15 protein-coding genes (1 of these 15 cut by a window edge) are annotated in these 18,884 nt (G+C 62.1%); all 15 read left to right on the forward strand.

Annotation, left to right across the window (positions count from 1 at the left end; translation table 11 throughout):
- Positions 1 to 514: the 3' portion of a pseudouridine synthase gene (locus BA011_RS15620; protein ID WP_065281124.1), read on the forward strand. It extends 293 nt beyond the left edge of the window; the window shows 514 of its 807 coding nt (coding positions 294–807); the start codon falls outside the window, past its left edge; it ends in the stop codon at positions 512 to 514.
- A 14-nt stretch (positions 515 to 528) separates the two neighbouring features.
- Positions 529 to 1,227, forward strand: a complete 699-nt coding sequence (locus tag BA011_RS15625) for a phosphoribosyltransferase (RefSeq protein WP_065281125.1) — start codon at positions 529 to 531, stop codon at positions 1,225 to 1,227.
- A 91-nt stretch (positions 1,228 to 1,318) separates the two neighbouring features.
- A complete protein-coding gene (locus tag BA011_RS15630; protein WP_065281126.1) occupies positions 1,319 to 3,061 on the forward strand; it encodes an SLC13 family permease in 1,743 nt (580 codons plus the stop codon).
- 84 nt (positions 3,062 to 3,145) lie between these two features.
- The gene (locus tag BA011_RS15635; RefSeq protein ID WP_065281127.1) at positions 3,146 to 4,090 is read left to right on the forward strand and encodes a phosphoribosylaminoimidazolesuccinocarboxamide synthase; all 945 of its coding nucleotides are present in this window, start codon (positions 3,146 to 3,148) and stop codon (positions 4,088 to 4,090) included.
- Between the two features lie 210 nt (positions 4,091 to 4,300).
- Complete coding sequence (locus tag BA011_RS15640) at positions 4,301 to 4,903, forward strand: TetR family transcriptional regulator (protein ID WP_012758802.1); 603 nt, start codon at positions 4,301 to 4,303, stop codon at positions 4,901 to 4,903.
- Positions 4,904 to 5,073: 170 nt separating this feature from the next.
- Positions 5,074 to 6,285: an efflux RND transporter periplasmic adaptor subunit gene (locus BA011_RS15645; protein WP_065281128.1), complete on the forward strand. Its 1,212-nt coding sequence runs from the start codon at positions 5,074 to 5,076 to the stop codon at positions 6,283 to 6,285.
- A gap of 48 nt (positions 6,286 to 6,333) precedes the next feature.
- Complete coding sequence (locus BA011_RS15650; RefSeq protein WP_065281129.1) at positions 6,334 to 9,444, forward strand: efflux RND transporter permease subunit; 3,111 nt, start codon at positions 6,334 to 6,336, stop codon at positions 9,442 to 9,444.
- Positions 9,445 to 9,592: 148 nt separating this feature from the next.
- Complete coding sequence (locus BA011_RS15655; RefSeq protein WP_065281130.1) at positions 9,593 to 11,023, forward strand: efflux transporter outer membrane subunit; 1,431 nt, start codon at positions 9,593 to 9,595, stop codon at positions 11,021 to 11,023.
- A 174-nt stretch (positions 11,024 to 11,197) separates the two neighbouring features.
- Positions 11,198 to 12,241, forward strand: a complete 1,044-nt coding sequence (locus tag BA011_RS15660; protein ID WP_065281131.1) for a LacI family DNA-binding transcriptional regulator — start codon at positions 11,198 to 11,200, stop codon at positions 12,239 to 12,241.
- Between the two features lie 107 nt (positions 12,242 to 12,348).
- Positions 12,349 to 13,269, forward strand: coding sequence for a nucleoside hydrolase (locus BA011_RS15665; RefSeq protein WP_065281132.1), 921 nt, complete (start codon positions 12,349 to 12,351; stop codon positions 13,267 to 13,269).
- Positions 13,266 to 15,053 carry an adenine deaminase gene (locus BA011_RS15670; protein ID WP_065281133.1) on the forward strand — a complete coding sequence of 596 codons (1,788 nt, stop codon included), beginning with the start codon at positions 13,266 to 13,268 and terminating at the stop codon, positions 15,051 to 15,053. The genes BA011_RS15665 and BA011_RS15670 overlap by 4 nt, the downstream gene beginning before the upstream one ends.
- A gap of 295 nt (positions 15,054 to 15,348) precedes the next feature.
- Positions 15,349 to 16,281, forward strand: a complete 933-nt coding sequence (locus BA011_RS15675) for a metal ABC transporter substrate-binding protein (protein WP_065281134.1) — start codon at positions 15,349 to 15,351, stop codon at positions 16,279 to 16,281.
- Positions 16,278 to 17,183 carry a manganese/iron ABC transporter ATP-binding protein gene (locus BA011_RS15680; RefSeq protein ID WP_065281135.1) on the forward strand — a complete coding sequence of 302 codons (906 nt, stop codon included), beginning with the start codon at positions 16,278 to 16,280 and terminating at the stop codon, positions 17,181 to 17,183. The genes BA011_RS15675 and BA011_RS15680 overlap by 4 nt, the downstream gene beginning before the upstream one ends.
- A complete protein-coding gene (gene sitC / locus BA011_RS15685; protein ID WP_065281136.1) occupies positions 17,180 to 18,040 on the forward strand; it encodes an iron/manganese ABC transporter permease subunit SitC in 861 nt (286 codons plus the stop codon). Before BA011_RS15680 ends, sitC begins: the two co-directional genes overlap by 4 nt.
- Positions 18,037 to 18,882: a metal ABC transporter permease gene (locus BA011_RS15690; protein WP_065281137.1), complete on the forward strand. Its 846-nt coding sequence runs from the start codon at positions 18,037 to 18,039 to the stop codon at positions 18,880 to 18,882. The genes sitC and BA011_RS15690 overlap by 4 nt, the downstream gene beginning before the upstream one ends.
- Positions 18,883 to 18,884 lie beyond the last annotated feature (2 nt).

The raw sequence follows: 18,884 nt of genomic DNA on the forward strand, positions 1-18,884 counted from the left end.
CCGCCACGATCCCGAAGGCAGGCCGACGGTCTATGATTGCCTCAGGGATTTCGACATCCCGCATCTCTCTCCGGTCGGCCGGCTCGACAAGGCGAGCGAGGGCCTGCTGCTTTTCACCAACGACACCGAATTCGCCCAGATCCTGCTCGATCCGGTCACGCATGTGACGAAGACCTATCATGTCCAGATCGACCGGATCATGGACGACGAAGACATTGCCGCCATGACATCGGGCATCCGCCACGACGGCGAGCTGCTGACGGCAACGGCCGCGCGGCGCCTGCGCCAGGGCGACAGGAATTCATGGATCGAGGTCGAGCTCGACGAGGGCCGCAACCGCCAGATCCGCCGCATGCTGGAGGCGCTCGGCACCGAATGCCTGCGCCTCGTGCGCGTCGCAATCGGTGGGCTCGAACTCGGCGCACTGCCGAAAGGCGCCGTGCGTGCGCTGACCGAACCGGAATTGCAGGCGCTGCGCCGGAAAACCGGCATGGAAAGGACGAGGCGCAATTGACTGGTGTGACGGAGATGGCGCCGCACGATTTCTGGCAGGAGCTTCACCCGCCCCGCACCTTTGCCGGCGATGGGGAATTTACCTCCTTCTATGTCGCCACGCTCGAAGACGGCCGCCAGCTTCGCCTGCCGATCCGTGAGCTGGTGGATGGCGGCCAGGCTCTCGCCTCGCTGATTGTCAACCAGGCGAGCTTCGCCGTGCTCGATGCGCTCGCCGAAAGCCTCGCCGAAAAGATCAGGCCCACGCGCATCGATGTCGTCGCCGGCTTGCCGACGCTCGGCCTGACGCTGGCCGCCGCCGTGGCGCAGAAGCTCGGCCATGACCGCTACGCTCCGCTCGGCACCTCGCGTAAATTCTGGTATCGCGACGAGCTCTCCGTCGCCCTGTCTTCGATCACCACCCCGACACAGCAAAAACGTCTCTATATCGATCCGCGCATGCTGCCGCTGCTTCAGGGACGACGCGTCGCACTCATAGATGACGTCATTTCCAGCGGCGCCTCGATCGTCGCCGGTCTTCATCTGCTGACAGGCTGCGGCATCGAACCCGTCGTCATCGGTGCGGCTATGCTGCAATCGGAGCGCTGGCGCGAAAGCCTCGCAGCCGCCGGGCCGCAATGGATCGCGCGAACCGTCGGCGTCTTCGCAACCCCCATTCTGCAGCGGAACGCCAGAGGCCGGTGGCAGGCACCACCAGCCTGGCGCGCGATATGAGGATTGTTCAATCTTTGGCTGAAGGCGCCTCTGTACAGCGCATGAGGAACGATTACAGTCCCGCCTGATCGATGAAACAACGGACCCGCCCATGTCGTTCGAGCAAGCATCCCTGCTGATCCTTCTGCTGGCGATGCTCATTCTCTTCGCGCTCGATCGCATCCGCATCGAGGTGGTCTCGATCGCCGGCCTGCTTGGCGGGTATGCGCTCGGCCTTTATCCCGCCGATCAGATCTTCACGGGCTTCGCCAGTCCCGTCGTCATCACCGTCGTCGAGATCCTGCTGATCGTCCAGGTGCTGGCGCGCGCCAGGCTCTTCGACAGTCTCGCCGCCCGTTTCGCTGCTGCAAGACCTTCGGGCTTCAAGGTCATCGCCGGCACGTCCGCGCTCGCCGGCTTCATCTCCATCTTCATGAATAATATCGGCGCCTTTGCGATCACCTTGCCGGTCGCGCTACGTCTCGGCACGGTCCTGACGATCCCCCGCCGCCAGCTCGTCATGCCGGTCTCGTTCGCGGCCCTGCTCGGCGGCCTCGTTTCGCTGATCGGCACGCCGGCCAACCTGCTCGTCAGCGATGCGCTCGCCAAGGCGACCGGAACCGGCTTTCACTTCTTCGATTTCGCCTATGTCGGCCTGCCGGTCGCCATCGCCGGCATTCTGCTCATCGCCTTTCGCGTGCAGCACCTGTTTCCGGAACCGGACGAAACACCCGCAACGATCTCCCCGGCGGCGCGGCGCATCATCGTCGAGCGTCGCATCCCTGACGTCTCACCGCTGATCGGCGTAAGGCTTACCGATTGCCCGGCACGGTTCGCCATCAAGCCGTACGCGCTGATCCGTGACGACAACTTTGCGTTCGGTCCGCTCGACCAATTGGTGATCGAACCCGGCGACGTACTGCTTGCCGAGGGCGCCGATGCGACTTTTGCCGATCTTGCCGCCACACGGGCGCTGATAGCCGACGCCCACGCGCTTGGTCTGCAGCCGGATTTCACCCGTATCGAAGCCGTGGTCATGCCGGAAAGCACGCTGGTCGGTTCGCGCGTCCGCTCGCTTGAAGTCTTCCATTCTCGCGGCGTTGCTGTCACCGCCCTTTCCATGCGCGCGCCACGCATCGAGGGCCGCTTCCTCGACCTGCAATTGTCGATCGGCGATATATTGACGCTGGAGGGGCCGCGCATTGCAATCGGCGAAGCGTTGGAGGAAAGCGAGTGCCTGCCGCTCGCCTCGACAACACAGAGCGAACCGGCGCTCCTATCCTGGCGGCCCTTCGCGCTCTTTGCCTGTGGCGTCGCCGCCTCGGCGGCCGGCCTGCGTCCGGACGTCGCTTTTGCCGGCGTCGTGCTCGTGCTCGCTCTGCTCAATCATCTGAACATCCGTCAGGCGATGGCCGATCTCAACTGGCCGATCATCATCATGCTGGCGGCGATGATCCCGATCGGCCAGGCGGTGGCAAGCACCGGAGCGGCCGAAACCATTGCCGGCTGGCTGAGCCTCGTCGTGCCGATCACCCATCCACTCTTCGGCATCGCCCTCATCCTCTTCCTCGCCATGGCATTGACGCCTTTTGTCAACAACGCGTCGGTCGCAATCGTCCTGACCCCGATCGCACTGGAATTCGCAAGAGCCGGCAGGCATGCGCCTGACGCCTATCTGATCGCGGTCGCCGCCGGCGCGTCGCTCGATTTCCTGACACCCTTCGGCCATCACAACAACACGCTGGCAATGGGCATCGGCGGCTACCGCTTCCGTGATTTCCTGCGCGCCGGCTGGCCGCTTGCCGTCTCAAGTTACGGCCTCGCCCTGCTTCTTACCGGTCTGTTCTGGCTGTGATGCGATACCCGATCGGCTTGACTTCCCCAGCAATGAAACTAGAGCAGGAAGTCCTCACCCAATAATGAAGGACAGTCGAGCACCGTGCGAATTCTCTCTGAAGCCCATTTCCCGGAATTGCCGAACTATTATCGCGGCAAGGTGCGCGAGAATTACGATCTTCCGGACGGACGCCGCATTATTATCAGCACCGACCGGCTAAGCGCTTTCGATCGCATCCTCACCTGCATCCCTTACAAGGGCGAGGTACTGACGCAGACGGCGCGCTACTGGTTCGAGGCGACGAAGGACATCTGCCCGAACCACGTTCTCGACTATCCCGATCCGAATGTCGTCATCGGCAAGCGGCTCGACATCCTGCCGGTCGAGGTCGTCGTGCGCGGTTATCTCGCCGGCACCACCGGCACCTCGATCCTGACGCTTTATAAGAAGGGCGAACGCGAGATGTACGGCATGCGCCTGCCCGACGGCATGCGCGACAACCAGATCCTGCCGGAACCCGTCATCACGCCGACCAGCAAGGAATTCGACGGCGGCCACGATGAGCCGCTGACCCCGGCCGAAATCGTCACGCGTGGCCTTCTCACCAATGAACAATGGCAGACGCTGTCGACCTATGCGCTCGCCCTCTTTGCCCGTGGCCAGGAGATGGCGGCGAAAAACGGGCTGATCCTGGTCGATACCAAATACGAGTTCGGCACCGATGGTGACGGCAACATTATCCTCGCCGACGAGATCCACACGCCGGACAGTAGCCGCTACTGGCTTGTCGAAAGCTATCCGGCAAGCTTTGCCGCCGGAAAACGCCCGGAAAGTTTCGACAAGGATTTTGTCCGCGCCTGGGTGGCGGAGCGCTGCGACCCCTATAAGGACGAGATCCCGGAAATCCCCGCCGAACTGATCGAGCAGACCTCGGCCGTCTACATCAAAGCCTACGAGGCGATCACCGGCGAGCGCTTCGCTCCCGATGATAGCGGCGAGACCCCGCTTGCCCGTGTCCGAAACAACCTCGCCCGCTACTTTCCTTGAAAAGGCGAACACGAAGGCCGCCAAGCCGTTCATCAGCTTGCGGCGTTTCGCCCAATCGCGCTAGAGCGCCGCGCGTCCAACAGGACGCGCTAAGGACGCTCTATCACTTTGAATTGGCGCATAATCCTTTCCGAAAATCGATTCCGATTTTTGGGGTTATGCGCTAGCATCGAAAAAAAGGGGTATCGGGCTCAGCCCGGCGGGGAACAGATGGTAAGAAGGCCAAGACGCAAGGCCGAGGAAACGCGGGAAGACATTCTCTCCATGGCGGAGATGCTGTTTCGCGAGCGCGGCTTCGTCGCGGTGTCGATCGCCGATATCGCCGGCGCTCTTCACATGTCGCCCGCCAATGTCTTCAAGCATTTCCGTTCCAAGGTGGCACTCGTCGATGCGATCGCCGGACGCCATCTCGACGATGCCGCCGAGCGCTTCGCCGCCTTCGATGAGAAGCTGCCGCCAAAGGAACAACTGCTCCGCTTCATCCTGCGCCTGCTGGAAAGCCACCTGCAGGACATCCAGAAGAACCCTTATATCTTCGAAATGGTGCTTTCGACGATCGAAGCCAAACTCGAGGCCGGCAATCGTTATCGCGCCCGCATTGAGGCGAAGCTCGGCGAGATCATCCGCGAAGGCATGGCCGAGGGAAGTTATCATTGCCGCGATCCCGAAAGCGCGGCGCATACGGTGGCAGACGTCCTCGCCTGCGTGCTGCACCCTGTCCTGATCGCTCGCGACGACAAGGAGACGCTCGTGCACCGCGCCGAAAAAATCGTGTGTTTCGTCCATGCCGCACTGCAAAATAGCGCTTGCTAAGTGATGATTGCTGAATTACGTCACTTCGTAAAGCTTTTCTTAAAATTCGGATGACGGCATTTGAAGCCAACCCAATCCTGACGCTTATATAAGCCTGCGCTCGATCAAGCCGAGCCCGCAGGCCCGAGCTCGTAGATTGAACGGCGATTGCCACCGCACAGGAATTCAGCATGATACGGCGTGCCCTCCTCACCTCCTCGGCCCTGGCATTCGCAGCCCTTCTCGCCGCTTGCAGCGACAGTGGCTCCAAGCCCGCCGGCAATGCGGGTGCAGGCGCGGCGCAGCAGGCTGCCCCCGTCGGCGTGATCGCGTTGACGAAGGGCACGTTCCCGATCACCACGATCCTGCCTGGCCGTGCCGAGACATTTCAGACCGCCGATATTCGGCCGCAGGTTAGCGGCCTGATCCGCGAGGTCGCCTTTAAGGACGGCGGCGAAATCAAGAAGGGCGACCTTCTCTACCAGATCGAGGATGCACCCTATATCGCTGCCGTCGAGCAGGCCAAGGCGGCGATCTCCAAGGCGCAGGCGAGCGTGCCGAGCGCTGAAAGCAATCTCGACCGCTACCAGCGCCTCGTCGGCAGCGGCGCCACCCAGATCGAATTCGAAACAGCCAAGACGACGCTGCTCCAGGCCAAGGCCGAAGTCGAGTCGGCGAAGGCCTCGCTTTCCGCTGCACAGATCGACCTCGACCACACCAGGATCGTCGCCCCCTTTGATGGCATCATCGACCAGACGGCCGTTAATGTCGGCAACGTCGTCTCGGCCAACCAGACGACGGCGCTGACGACGATCCGCCAACTCGATCCGATCTACATCTCGCTGACGGAATCGAGCACCAACCTCTTGAAACTGCGCGATGCGATGGCCGCCGGCGACATCAAGGGCGAAGCCAACGTGGTCTTCCATCTGATCCTGGAAAACGGCAAGGAATACAACCAGCAGGGCAAGCTCGACATGTCGAAGCAGGTGGTCAGTGAGACCACGGGCACCTTCATCATCCGCGTGCTCTTTCCCAATCCCGACCGTATCGTGCTGCCCGGCATGTATGTCCGCGCAACCGTCGAGCTCGGCGCCGAGGCCGGTTATGCGCTGCCGCAGCTGGCGACGAGCCGTGACGCCAACGGCCGGTTGACGGCACAGTTCATTTCCGCCGACGGCAAGGTCGAAACCCGCGCCTTCGAGAACAGCTCGCCCTCCAACAATTTTTGGCTCGTGACCGAAGGCATCAAGGACGGCGATCAACTGATCGTCAGCGGCCTGCAATCGATCACCTCAGGCATGCCGGTGAAGCCGGTCCCGATGAAGATCAACGACACCGGCGTGGTCGTGCCTGCCGAGCAGCCCGCGGCGGGTGACGCGCAGAAGCCCGCAGCGAAATAGTCGCTGCAGCCCCGCATCGTCACCGCCTCAGCCGCACAGGAACAACCGATGGCCAAGTTTTTCATCCGACGTCCGATCTTCGCCTGGGTCATTGCGATCACCATCATGCTTGCTGGCCTGCTGGCGATCTTCACGCTGTCGATCTCGCAATATCCCGACATCGCCCCGACGACGGTTCGCATCAACGCCACCTATCGCGGCGCCAGCGCCGAGACTGTCGAGAAGTCGGTGACGACGATCATCGAGGACGGCATGACCGGCCTCGACGACCTCACCTACATGACCTCGACCTCATCGACGGGTTCGGCCAGCATCCAGCTCACCTTCGGGACGAGCGCCGACCCCGATATCGCCCAGGTGCAGGTGCAGAACAAGCTGCAACTGGTTCAGTCGCAGCTTCCAGGCGACGTCATCGATGCCGGCATCAGCGTCACCCGCTCGACCTCGAGCATCCTTCTCGTCGGCTCGCTCGTTTCGACCGACGGCAAGCGCAACTCCGTCGACCTCGGCAATATCATGTCGACCTCGATCGAGGATCAGATCCAGCGCCTGGAAGGCGTCGGCAGCATCAATGTCTTCGGTTCGGGATACGCCATGCGCGTCTGGCTCGATCCGTTCAAGCTGCTGAAATACCAGTTGACACCGAGCGACGTGACGTCTGCCATCCAGGCGCAGAATACCCAGGTTTCCGTCGGTTCGCTCGGTGCGCAGCCGACGATCCCCGGCCAGCAGATCAACGTCACCATCACCGCCCAAAGCCAGCTGACCACCGTCGCCGATTTCGAGCACATCATCCTGAAGGTCGAAAAGGACGGCGCGACGGTGCGCTTGAGCGACGTCTCGCGCATCGAGATCGGCCAGGAAAGCTACGGCGGCAGTTCGCGCTACAACGGCCAGCCATCGACCGGTTTCGCCGTCAACCTTGCAATCGGCGCCAACGCCATCGATACCGCCACCCGCGTGCGCTCCGCGCTCGAGGTTATCGGCCGCGGACTGCCGGCAGGTGTCGAGATCACCTATCCCTACGACACCACGCCCTTCGTGGAACTGTCGATCGAGAAGGTCGTGCACACGCTGATCGAGGCGATCGTGCTCGTCTTCGTGGTGCTGCTCGTCTTCCTGCAGAATCTCCGCGCGACGCTGATCCCGACGATTGCCGTTCCCGTGGTGCTGCTCGGCACCTTCGGGGTGCTGGCGGTCACCGGCTACTCGATCAATACCTTGACGATGTTCGCCATGGTGTTGGCGATCGGTCTTCTTGTCGACGACGCGATCGTCGTCGTCGAAAACGTCGAACGCATCATGTCCGAAGAAAAGCTTTCGCCGCTCGAGGCGACGGAAAAATCGATGGGGGAGATCACCGGCGCCATTGTCGGTATCGCGCTCGTCCTCACTGCCGTCTTCATTCCGATGGCCTTCTTCGGCGGTTCGACCGGCATCATCTATCGCCAGTTCTCGATCACCATCGTCTCGGCCATGCTGCTGTCGGCACTCGTCGCCCTCGTACTGACGCCCGCACTTTGCGCCACGATGCTGAAGCCGGTCGGCGAACACAGGAAGCACCGCGTCGGCGACTGGTTCAACCGCAACTTCACGCGCTCGACCAACGGCTATATCAGCGCCATCGGCTATCTGCTGAAGCGGCCGATCCGCGCCATGCTGGTCTTCCTTCTGGTCGGCGCCGGCTGCGCCTATCTCTTCACCCGCCTGCCGAGCTCCTTCCTGCCGCAGGAAGACCAGGGCGTCCTGTTGACCATCGTCACCACGCCGCCGGGCTCGACCACGCAGCAGACCCAGGCCGTCGTCGAAAAGGTCGAGAAATATTATCGTGAAAACGAGAAGGACGCCGTCGATTCCGTATTCGGCGCACTCGGCTTCGGCTTCAGTGGTTCTGGCCAGAACAGCGCCATCGTCTTCACCAAGCTCAAGGATTTCGCACAGCGCACCGATCCGACGCTGAGCGCCCAATCGGTCGTCAACCGTGCGCTTGGCAATTTCTTTGCGATCCGCGAGGCGCAGGTCTTCGCGCTTCTGCCGCCGGCGATCCAGGGTCTCGGCGTGTCGAGCGGCTTCTCCATGTATCTCGTCGACACCGGCGGCCATGGCAACGACGCCCTGACGGCCGCCTCCAAGCGGCTGATCCAGATGGGCAATAGCTCGGGCAAGATCGTGGCGCTGCGCAGCAGCAACAAGGAAGTCGAGCCGCAGATGCGCATCGTGCTCGATCAGGAAAAGATCGGCGCCATGGGCGTCGACATCACCTCGGTCAATTCGATGCTGTCGATCATCTTCACCGGCCGTGACGTCAACGACTTCACGCTGAACGGCGAGATCAAACCGGTCTACGTCGAGGGCGATGCGCCCTTCCGCATGCAGCCGAGCGATCTCAACCACTGGTACGCCCGCAACAATGACGGCGAAATGGTGCCCTTCTCCGCCTTTACCCGCACGGAGTGGGTGAAGGGGGCGCCCTCGCTTGCCCGCTTCAATGCCGTCAGCGCCATTCCACTCGACGGCGCTTCCGCACCCGGGGTTTCTTCCGGCGATGCGATGAACGAAATGGAAGCGCTGACCAGTGAGCTCGGCGGCGGTTATACAGTGGCGTGGCAGGGCATCTCCTATCAGGAGCGGCTGTCCGGTTCGCAGGCGCCAATGCTTTACGCGATCTCGGTTCTCGTTGTCTTCCTCTGCCTGGCAGCGCTTTATGAAAGCTGGTCGATCCCCTTCTCGGTGATCATGGCAGTGCCTGTCGGTATTCTCGGGGCGCTGACGGCGGCAACCGTCTTCGGCCAGGCAAACGACGTCTATTTCAAGGTCGGCTTGCTGACTACCATTGGGTTGGCGGCGAAGAACGCCATCCTGATCGTCGAATTCGCCAAGGACCGCATGGAAAGCGGCATGGGGCTCTACGAGGCAACATTGGAAGCGGCGAGATTGCGGCTGCGGCCGATCATCATGACCTCGCTTGCCTTCATTCTCGGCGTCGTGCCGCTGGCGATCGCGACAGGCGCGGGCTCGGCGGCGCAGAATGCCATCGGTATCGGCGTTCTCGGCGGCATGCTGGCGGCGACGCTGCTCGGAATTTTCTTCGTGCCGTCGTTTTTCGTCGTCATTCGACGCATCTTTGCCACACGCGCCAAAAATGCGGCAGGACTGTGATATAAATGCACTGTGATAATGCAGTTCCCGTTGCTACATTGCGCCCGACTGCTTCGGTGTGTTTTTTTGGTATGACGAGGCGCGGCGGCGATAGTGAAGCATGAAGCGTCGGACAAGAATTGACTTGCTCGAGTACAGGATGAAATGAATGGTATCTCTTCGTTTTGCCACACCGGCATTATTGTTATTGTTGTCGGGCTGCGTCGTAGGCCCGGATCATGCTCCTCCTGAAATGCCGCTGCCCGCCAAATTCGGAGAAGGCGGAACGAAGAGTGTAGGCGATGTTGCAACCGCAGCCTGGTGGACCGCCTTCAGCGATCCCAAACTGAATGGCTATGTCCAGGCCGGACTCGATCAGAACCTGACCGTCCAGCAGGCGATCGAACGCATCAATGCGGCTACCGCCAACGTCACCGCCGCTGGCGCCGGCGGCCTGCCGAACCTGAACGTCGGCGCTTCGCACACGATCAGCGGCCAGAGGGGCGAGCTGCGCACACAGTTCGACACGCGCAACACCAGTGCCGGCGACGTCCAGCTGAGCTGGCTGCTCGACCTCTTCGGCCTTTACAAGCGCAGCACCGAGAGCGCGCTTGCGTCGCTCGATTCAGCATACGCATCCGCTGATGTTGCCAAGCTGACCCTCGTGCAGGATCTCGTCTCGAGCTATATCGACGTTCGCTATTATCAGCAGCGCCTGGCGCTTTCGAGGGCCAACCTGAAGTCTCGTCAGGAAACCTACGAACTGACCAAGTTCCAGCTTGAAGCCGGCGCCGCCTCACGTCTTGACGTCGTCCAGGCCGAAGGTCTCGTACAGTCGACGCTCGCCGAAATTCCCGGCCTCGAAACCAACATCCGCATATCGGCCCATCACATCGCCACGCTGCTCGGCCTGCCGGCCTCGGCTCTCGTCGATGAATTGCTGAAGGGCCGTGGCCAGCCGGTATTCCGCGGCGGCATCACCTCCGGCATTCCGGCAGATCTGATCCGCAACCGTCCCGACATTCGCGTAGCGGAGCGTGATCTCGCCGCCGCAACGGCCAATATCGGCGTTGCCCAGGCGCAGCTTTATCCGAGCATCTCGCTCAGCGGCTCGATCTCGCCGTCCTACATCAACCAGCGCGGCGTCCATGGCGGCCTGACCGGCTGGTCCTTCGGCCCGACCCTCAATCTGCCGATTTTCGACGGCGGCGCCCTGCGCGCCAACGTCAAAACTGCACAGTCCAATGCCGCCAATGCCTATCTCAACTGGAAGTCGACGGTGCTGTCCGCCGTCGAACAGGTCGAGAATGCACTTTCGGCCGTCCGGCGTGACGCGCGCACGGTCGCAGCACTTCAGGCCCAAGTGAAGACCACGCAGGAAACGCTCGAGCTTTCCACAGCGTCATACAAGGACGGCGCCTCTTCGCTGCTCGACGTTCTCGACGCCCAGCGCCAGGTTTCGCTCGCTCAGGCAAGCCTTGCCGCAGCCGTCCAGCAGATGGCCAAGGACTATGTCTCGCTGAACATTGCAATCGGCGGCGGTTTCGCCCCCGGCGGCAAGACCACCGCACCGGCGGTGAAGGTTTCTGTCAAGGGCTGACAGCTGCTTCAATCGATCTGAAAGTACAAAGCCTCGCGATCGTCTCGCGGGGCTTTTTCTTATCCGCCGCGCGTCGTAACCGAATAACTGCGCATAAGATGAATTCGGATTCGACAGGCCGGAAAAGCTGAGCTATCACTCTGATTAAACGATTAATCAGAGTGATCGTCGATTATGGCAGCACCGCGCCCGGGACCGAACCTCAGCAGGATAGCAACGTCGCTCGGCGTCTCCGTCGCCACGGTTTCCAATGCGCTTTCCGGCAAGGGCCGGGTTTCCGGCCAACTGGTCGAAAGGATCCGTGAGCATGCAGCCGAGCTCGGCTACGTCCCGAGTCAAGCCGGGCGGGCGCTACGGACCGGCCGCAGCCGCGTCCTCGGCCTGGTGCTGCCCGACATCGCCAATCCGCTGTTCCCGAAGATCGCGCAGGCGATAGAATTCGCAGCCTCCGCCGCAGGTTACGGCGTGCTGATCGCCGATTCCCGCGGTGATGTCGCCGCCCAGGCCGAGGCAATCAACCGGCTGGTCGAGCGCGGCGTCGACGGCATGGTCGTCATTCCCCGCCGCGCCACCCGCATTTCGTCCGCCGCCTGTCCGGTCGCCGTCATCGACACTCCCTCGACGCCCGGCAACACCGTCGCTGCCGACCATTGGCAGGGCGGCCGCGAAATCGCCGGCCACCTCGCAGGCCTCGGCCATCGCCGTATCCTCATCATCGGCAACAATCAGGAATCCAACGTCCAGAACGACCGCGTCGGCGGCATCCGATCCGGCATGCGCCCGGGCATGCATTCGGAAACGCTGTGGATCGACAGGCTGGAGCAGGAGAACGGCGGCGACTGCCCGCTCGGCCTCGCCGAAAAAGTCAGGCAGGGTTTCACCGCCTTCGCAGCCCTCTCCGACCTGCAGGCGCTGCGGGCGCTGACGGAGTTGCAGCAGGCAGGTATCAACATTCCCACTGACGTCAGTGTCACCGGCTTCGATGACCTCATCTGGTCGCCTGTTGTTACGCCGTCGCTGACGACGGTCCGGATGGACATGGATAGAATTGCCGAAATTGCGGTGTCGGCGCTGGTGGATACCATAAGAGCAAGCAGCATCCGGGAGGGCATGCTCGTTACCGCGAAGATCGAACGCGTCGCCATGCAGCTAGTCGTCCGCCAATCATCCGGGCCTGCGAAACCGGCACAAAAGACTTCAGAGATGGAGAACATGTAAGATGAAAGAAGCTTTCATTGCCTCGGCAGCCCCCCTCCTCGATACCGCGCTCGCCTTCGATCTGCCGGTTGCCGGCGCGGCAAGCCTCAAACGGTTCGGGTGAAATTATGGGCGTCTGGATCGACACGGACATGGGCTTCGACGACATCGCCGCCATTCTGGTGGTGGGACAGTCGGAATTCGAGATCGACGGAATATCACTGGTCTTCGGCAATACGCCGCTGCCGCAGGTGAGGATAAACGCCGCCGGCGCCGCCAGCGCCTTCGGCTGGACGTTCCCGATCCACACCGGCCGCGCCATGCCCGTGCTCGGCAAGCTCGAAACCGCTCAGGCGATCCTCGGCGAAACCGGCATCCCCACCATCGGCAGGAGCCTGCCGCAGGCGGCTGCCCTTGCCAAAAGCGATGCCTTCGCAGCACTCTGCCGCTGGCTGGAGCGCAAAGGCCAGCACCGTATCCTGGCGCTTGGCCCGCTCACCAACATCGCCGCCGTGGCGCTCGCCCGGCCCGATCTTGCCGCCCGCATCACCGAACTTGTCTGGATGGGCGGCGGCGTCACGTCAGGCAACCATACGGCCTCCGCCGAGTTCAACGCGCTCGCCGATCCCGAGGCCCTCTCGATCGTCATCGCCCATGGCCTGCCGCTGCGCATGGTCGATCTCGACCTCTGCCGCAAGGTGCTGGCGAGGCCCGAAGACGCCGAGCCGGTGCGCAACGCCGGCGGCGCCAATGCCGAGCTGATCGCCGATATGTTTTCGGGTTATATCCGCATCGGCACCAGCCGCGGCCGCCCGGCCATGGCAATTTACGATCCTTCCGCCGCCGTCGCCTTCGTCGCTCCGGATATAGTCAGCTTCCGCCCTGCCCGTATCGACATCGAGCTGCAGGGCGCCTTGACCCGTGGCCGTACCGTCGTCGAGACCCGCGCCATGCATGCGACCTTCAATACTCAATTCGCCGCCGACATCGATGCCGACATGGCGCGTGTCATCATTCTCGCTGCCCTGGTCAACGAGGCCCGCAAATGAACGTCACCGCTCGCCAAGAACCCGCCGATCTCAACGATCCCGCTTTGCGCGCCCGCGCCGTCACTGCTGCACGCGGCGATGGCCCCTTCGACATGCTGATCACCGGCGGCCGGCTGCTCGATGCGGTGACGGGCCTCACCCGGCAAGCCGATATCGGCCTCGTCGGCGCGCTGATATCAAGCGTTCATGCCCCGGCAAGCCGCACGGATGCCGTCGAGATCATCGATGCGGCGGGCAGTATCCTGACGCCAGGCCTGATCGACACGCACATGCATATCGAAAGTTCGATGGTGACACCCGCCGAATATGCGAGCGCGGTCTTGCCACGCGGCGTCACGACGATCGTGTGGGATCCGCATGAATTCGGCAATGTCCATGGGCTCGACGGCGTGCGCTGGGCGATCGAGGCGGCGCGCAGCCTGCCGCTGCGTATGATCCTGCTCGCGCCCTCCTGCGTGCCCTCCGCGCCGGGCCTGGAACTTGCCGGCGCCGATTTCGATGCCTCCATGATCACCGAGATGCTGCACTCCTCCGCCATCGGCGGCGTCGCCGAAGTGATGAATATGCGCGGCGTCATCGACGGCGATCCGCGCATGACTGATATCGTCAATGCCGGCCTTGCCGCCGGCAAGCTCGTCTGCGGCCATGCCCGCGGCCTCGAAGGCGCCGATCTCAACGCCTTCATGGCGTCGGGCATCACCTCCGACCACGAACTTACCTCCGGCGCCGATTTCCTCGCCAAGCTTTCCGCCGGCCTGACGATCGAGCTGCGCGGCTCTCACGACCATCTGCTGCAGGAGTTCGTCGAGGTGCTGAACGGTCTCGGCCACCTGCCCCCGACCGTCACGCTCTGCACCGACGACGTCTTTCCGGACGAACTCCATGAAGGCGGCGGCCTCGACGACGTCATCAGGCGCCTGGTGCGCTACGGCATGAAGCCGGAATGGGCCATCCGTGCCGCGACCTTCAATGCCGCACAACGTTTGAAGCGCTCCGATCTCGGCCTCGTCGCCGCCGGCCGCCGTGCCGACATCGTGCTCTTCGAAGACCTCTCGGAATTCCGCGCGCGGCTCGTCATATCAGGCGGCCGCATAATTGCCCGCGACGGCAGCATGCAGGTTGCCGTCCAACAGATCGATACGGCGCCGCTTGTTAATTCGGTGAAGCTGCCGCCGCTGACCGAGAATGATTTCCGCATTCCGGCGAAGGGGGAGCGCGTCCGCGTCGCTACCATCGACCGCCCGCGCTTCACGCAATGGGGCGAGGCCGAAACCGAGGTCAGGGATGGTTTCATCGTGCCGCCGGCCGGCATCGCCATGATTTCAGTCACCCATCGCCACGGCAAGACCGACGGCATCCCGCGCATCGGCTTCCTCACCGGCTGGGGTGAATGGCGCGGCGCCTTCTGTACCACCGTTTCGCATGACAGCCACAACCTCACCGTCTTCGGCGGCAATGCCGGCGACATGGCGCTCGCCGCCAACGCCGTCATATCAGCCGGCGGCGGCATGGCTGTCGCCAAGGACGGCAGGATCGAGGCGATGCTGCCGCTGCCGCTCTCCGGCCTGGTGACCGATGCCTCGCTGAGGGATACAGCCCTGGCCTTCGCCGGCATTCGCAAAGCGATGGAAAAGATCGTCATGTGGAAGCCGCCCTATCTGGTCTTCAAAGCCTGCTTCGGCGCAACGCTCGCCTGCAATGTCGGCCCGCATCAGACTGATCGGGGGATTGCCGATGTGGTGACGGGCAAGGTGCTGGAAAAGCCGGTACTGGCTGTTTGGTAGATCGAGGAAAGCGCGGCTCCGCCAGAAGGCGCGCAGTGTGCTCCTCAAACGCCTAACCGATCGAAGCATATCCCGGTATGCGTTGTTCGATGAGGGTGACCGCAGCCAGCCCGTCGGGCCTCCTATGATCATTTTTCGGCCTCCCGTTCGGATCATTGTTGCAATTCATTCTTAATTGCACAATAGTGAAAGCAAGGGTCGTCAAGCATTTTTTGCAAATCATTCTGAATCGCAACTTGGTCGGCTTTCCGCAGCTTTTGCAATTCGGTCGCAATAGCAGCAAGAGGAGAAACATATGCTCTATGAGGAAAGACGGTCGGTTTTGGCCGGACTGATAGGGGTGGCATTCGCAGCCGTGCTGGTTGCCTTTCCCGCCGCTGCCCAACAGACAACCAATTCGAAGTTCAAGGTGGTGACGACCTTCACGGTAGTTGCCGACCTGGCAAAAAACGTGGCCGGTGATGCCGCGATCGTGGAATCGATCACCAAGCCGGGCGCGGAGATCCACAACTATGCGCCGACGCCGGGTGACATCCAGCGAGCACAAGGCGCACAGCTCATTCTCTGGAACGGGCTCAATCTGGAACGCTGGTTCGAAAAGTTCTTCCAGAACCTGCACGACGTCCCCGGTGCCGTCGTCTCCGATGGCATCGAACCGATGGGCATCTCGGAAGGCCCCTACGAAGGCAAGCCCAATCCCCACGCCTGGATGTCGCCGAAGAACGCCCTGATCTACGTCGACAATATCCGTGATGCTTTCGCCAAGTATGATCCGGCGAATGCGGAGACCTACAAGGCTAACGCCGAGGCCTACAAGCAGAAGATCGAAGCGACGATCACTCCGATCCGCGCCACCCTCGAAAAAATTCCCGAGGACAAGCGCTGGCTGGTTTCCAGCGAGGGCGCCTTTTCCTATCTCGCACGCGATTTCGGGCTGAAGGAACTCTATCTCTGGCCGATCAACGCCGACCAGCAGGGCACGCCCCAGCAGGTCCGCAAGGTGATCGATGCGGTGAAGGAACACCAGATTCCAACCGTCTTCAGCGAGAGCACCGTTTCCGACAAACCGGCCCGGCAGGTGGCGCGCGAAACCGGCGCGCATTATGGCGGCGTCCTCTATGTCGACTCGCTGAGCGAAGCCGACGGCCCCGTGCCAACCTATATCGATCTTCTGCGCGTGACCTCCGATACCGTCGCGAAGGGTCTTGCCGATGGGTTGTCGCAATGACCGTGCTGCTTGGTAACCATGTCCGTCCCGCATCCTCGGATGCGGGATCGGGGATCACGGTAAAGGATGCGACCGTCACTTACCGCAACGGACATACGGCCCTGAGGGACGCGAGTTTCCAGATCCCCACGGGCACGATCGCCGCGCTGGTCGGTGTCAACGGTTCCGGCAAGTCGACACTCTTCAAGTCGATCATGGGTTTCGTGCGTCTCGCCAGGGGCCACATTCGCGTGCTTGGCATGCCGGTCGAAGAGGCGTTGCGCAAGAACCTTGTCGCTTATGTGCCGCAATCGGAAGAAGTCGACTGGAATTTCCCGGTGCTGGTCGAGGATGTCGTAATGATGGGCCGCTACGGCCACATGGGCATGATGCGCATCCCGAAGGCAGCGGACCATGAGGCAGTGGCGGCCGCGCTCGCCCGCGTCGCCATGAGCGAGTTCCGCAAGCGCCAGATCGGCGAACTTTCCGGCGGTCAGAGGAAGCGGGTCTTTTTGGCGCGAGCACTGGCGCAGGACGGCCGGGTCATTCTGCTCGATGAACCCTTTACCGGCGTCGACGTAAAGACCGAGGACCAGATCATCAAGCTCCTGCGCGAACTGCGGGATGAAGGCCGCGTCATGCTGGTCTCCACCCACAATCTCGGCTCCGTGCCGGAATTCTGCGACCGGACCATCCTGATCAAGGGCACGGTGCTCGCCTACGGCCCGACCGTCGAGACTTTTACGCAGGAAAATCTGGAAAAGACCTTTGGCGGCGTGCTGCGTCATTTCGTGTTGAGCGGAGCGCAGAACGGCAGGGCAACGTCGATCGGCGTCATAACCGATGATGAGCGCCCTTTGATTCTGCAGGGTGGCAAAGCGACTGCCCGGGGCCCCGATAGTGGCAATGGGGGGCGGGAATGATAGCCGACCTCCTGCAGCCCTTCACCTATGAATACATGCTCAATGCCATGTGGGTGTCTGCCCTTGTCGGCGGCGTCTGCGCTTTCCTCTCCTGTTATCTGATGCTGAAAGGCTGGTCGCTGATCGGCGACGCGCTCTCGCACGCGATCGTTCCCGGCGTTGCCGGCGCCTATATGCTCGGACTTCCCTTTTCGATCGGAGCCTTCTTTTCCGGAGGGCTCGCTGCCGCAGCGATGCTTTTCCTCAACCAGCGTACCAAGCTGAAGGAAGATGCCATCATCGGCCTGATCTTCTCCTCTTTCTTCGGGCTGGGCCTGTTCATGGTTTCGCTCCAGCCGATGGCGGTCAACATCCAGACGATCGTGCTCGGCAACATTCTCGCCATCACGCCCGAGGATACGCTGCAACTCGCCATCATCGGCTTCGTGTCACTCGCTGTCCTGCTCGTCAAATGGAAGGACCTGATGGTCACTTTCTTCGACGAGAGCCATGCCCGATCGATCGGTCTCAATCCGACCGCTCTCAAGGTCATTTTCTTCACGCTGCTGTCCGCCTCCACCGTCGCGGCGCTTCAGACAGTCGGTGCATTCCTAGTCATCTGCATGGTGGTGACGCCTGGCGCGACCGCCTATCTGCTGACCGACCGCTTCCCGCGGCTGCTGGTGATCGCCGTCATCATCGGATCGATGACCAGTTTCGTCGGCGCTTATACGAGTTACTTCCTCGATGGCGCGACAGGCGGCATCATCGTGGTGCTGCAGACGGCAATCTTCCTGGTCGCGTTCTTCTTCGCACCCAAACACGGCATGCTGGCGGCGCGCAGACGCGCCGCGCAGGCGCTGGAGGCAGCGCCATGAACATGGTCGAGACGCTTCTTTCGCCTTTCCAGTTCGGCTTCATGGTCAATGCGCTGGTGATCTCGGTGCTGGTCGCAATCCCGATGGCGCTGTTGTCCTGCTTCCTGGTTCTGAAAGGCTGGTCTCTGATGGGAGACGCCATCAGCCACGCCGTCTTTCCCGGCGTGGTCATCGCCTATATCGTCGGCATACCGTTTGCGGTCGGCGCCTTCGTGGCCGGCATGTTTTGCGCTATCGCCACCGGTTTCCTGAAAGATAACAGCCGTATCAAACAGGATACGGTGATGGGCATTGTTTTCTCCGGCATGTTCGGGCTCGGCCTGGTCCTTTATGTCAAGATCCAGTCCGACGTGCATCTCGATCACATCCTGTTCGGCGACATGCTCGGTGTCTCCTGGCGCGACATCGGGCAGTCGGCCGTCATCGCTGCGATCACGGCTGTCATTCTTGGTGTGAAGTGGAAGGACTTCCTGCTGCACGCTTTCGACCCCGCCCAGGCGAGAGCGGTGGGCCTTAGGATCAACCTGCTGCATTACGGCCTTCTCGCCCTCATCTCGCTGACGATCGTCGGTGCCTTGCAGGCGGTGGGCATCATCCTTTCGATCGCCATGCTGATTGCGCCGGGAGCCATCGCCTTCCTGCTCACCCGCAAGTTCAGCACGATGCTGCTCCTCTCCGTCGCCATTGCGGTGATCGGCTCTTTTATCGGCGTCTACCTGTCCTTCTTCATCGACAGCGCGCCGGCGCCGACCATCGTGCTTGTGCTGGCGATCGGCTTCGTGCTCGCCTTCATCCATGCCACGCGCGGGACGGCCCGGGTTGAGGAATCGCCGATCGACTGATG

The organism is Rhizobium leguminosarum, from assembly GCF_001679785.1.
Lineage (GTDB): Bacteria > Pseudomonadota > Alphaproteobacteria > Rhizobiales > Rhizobiaceae > Rhizobium > Rhizobium leguminosarum_R.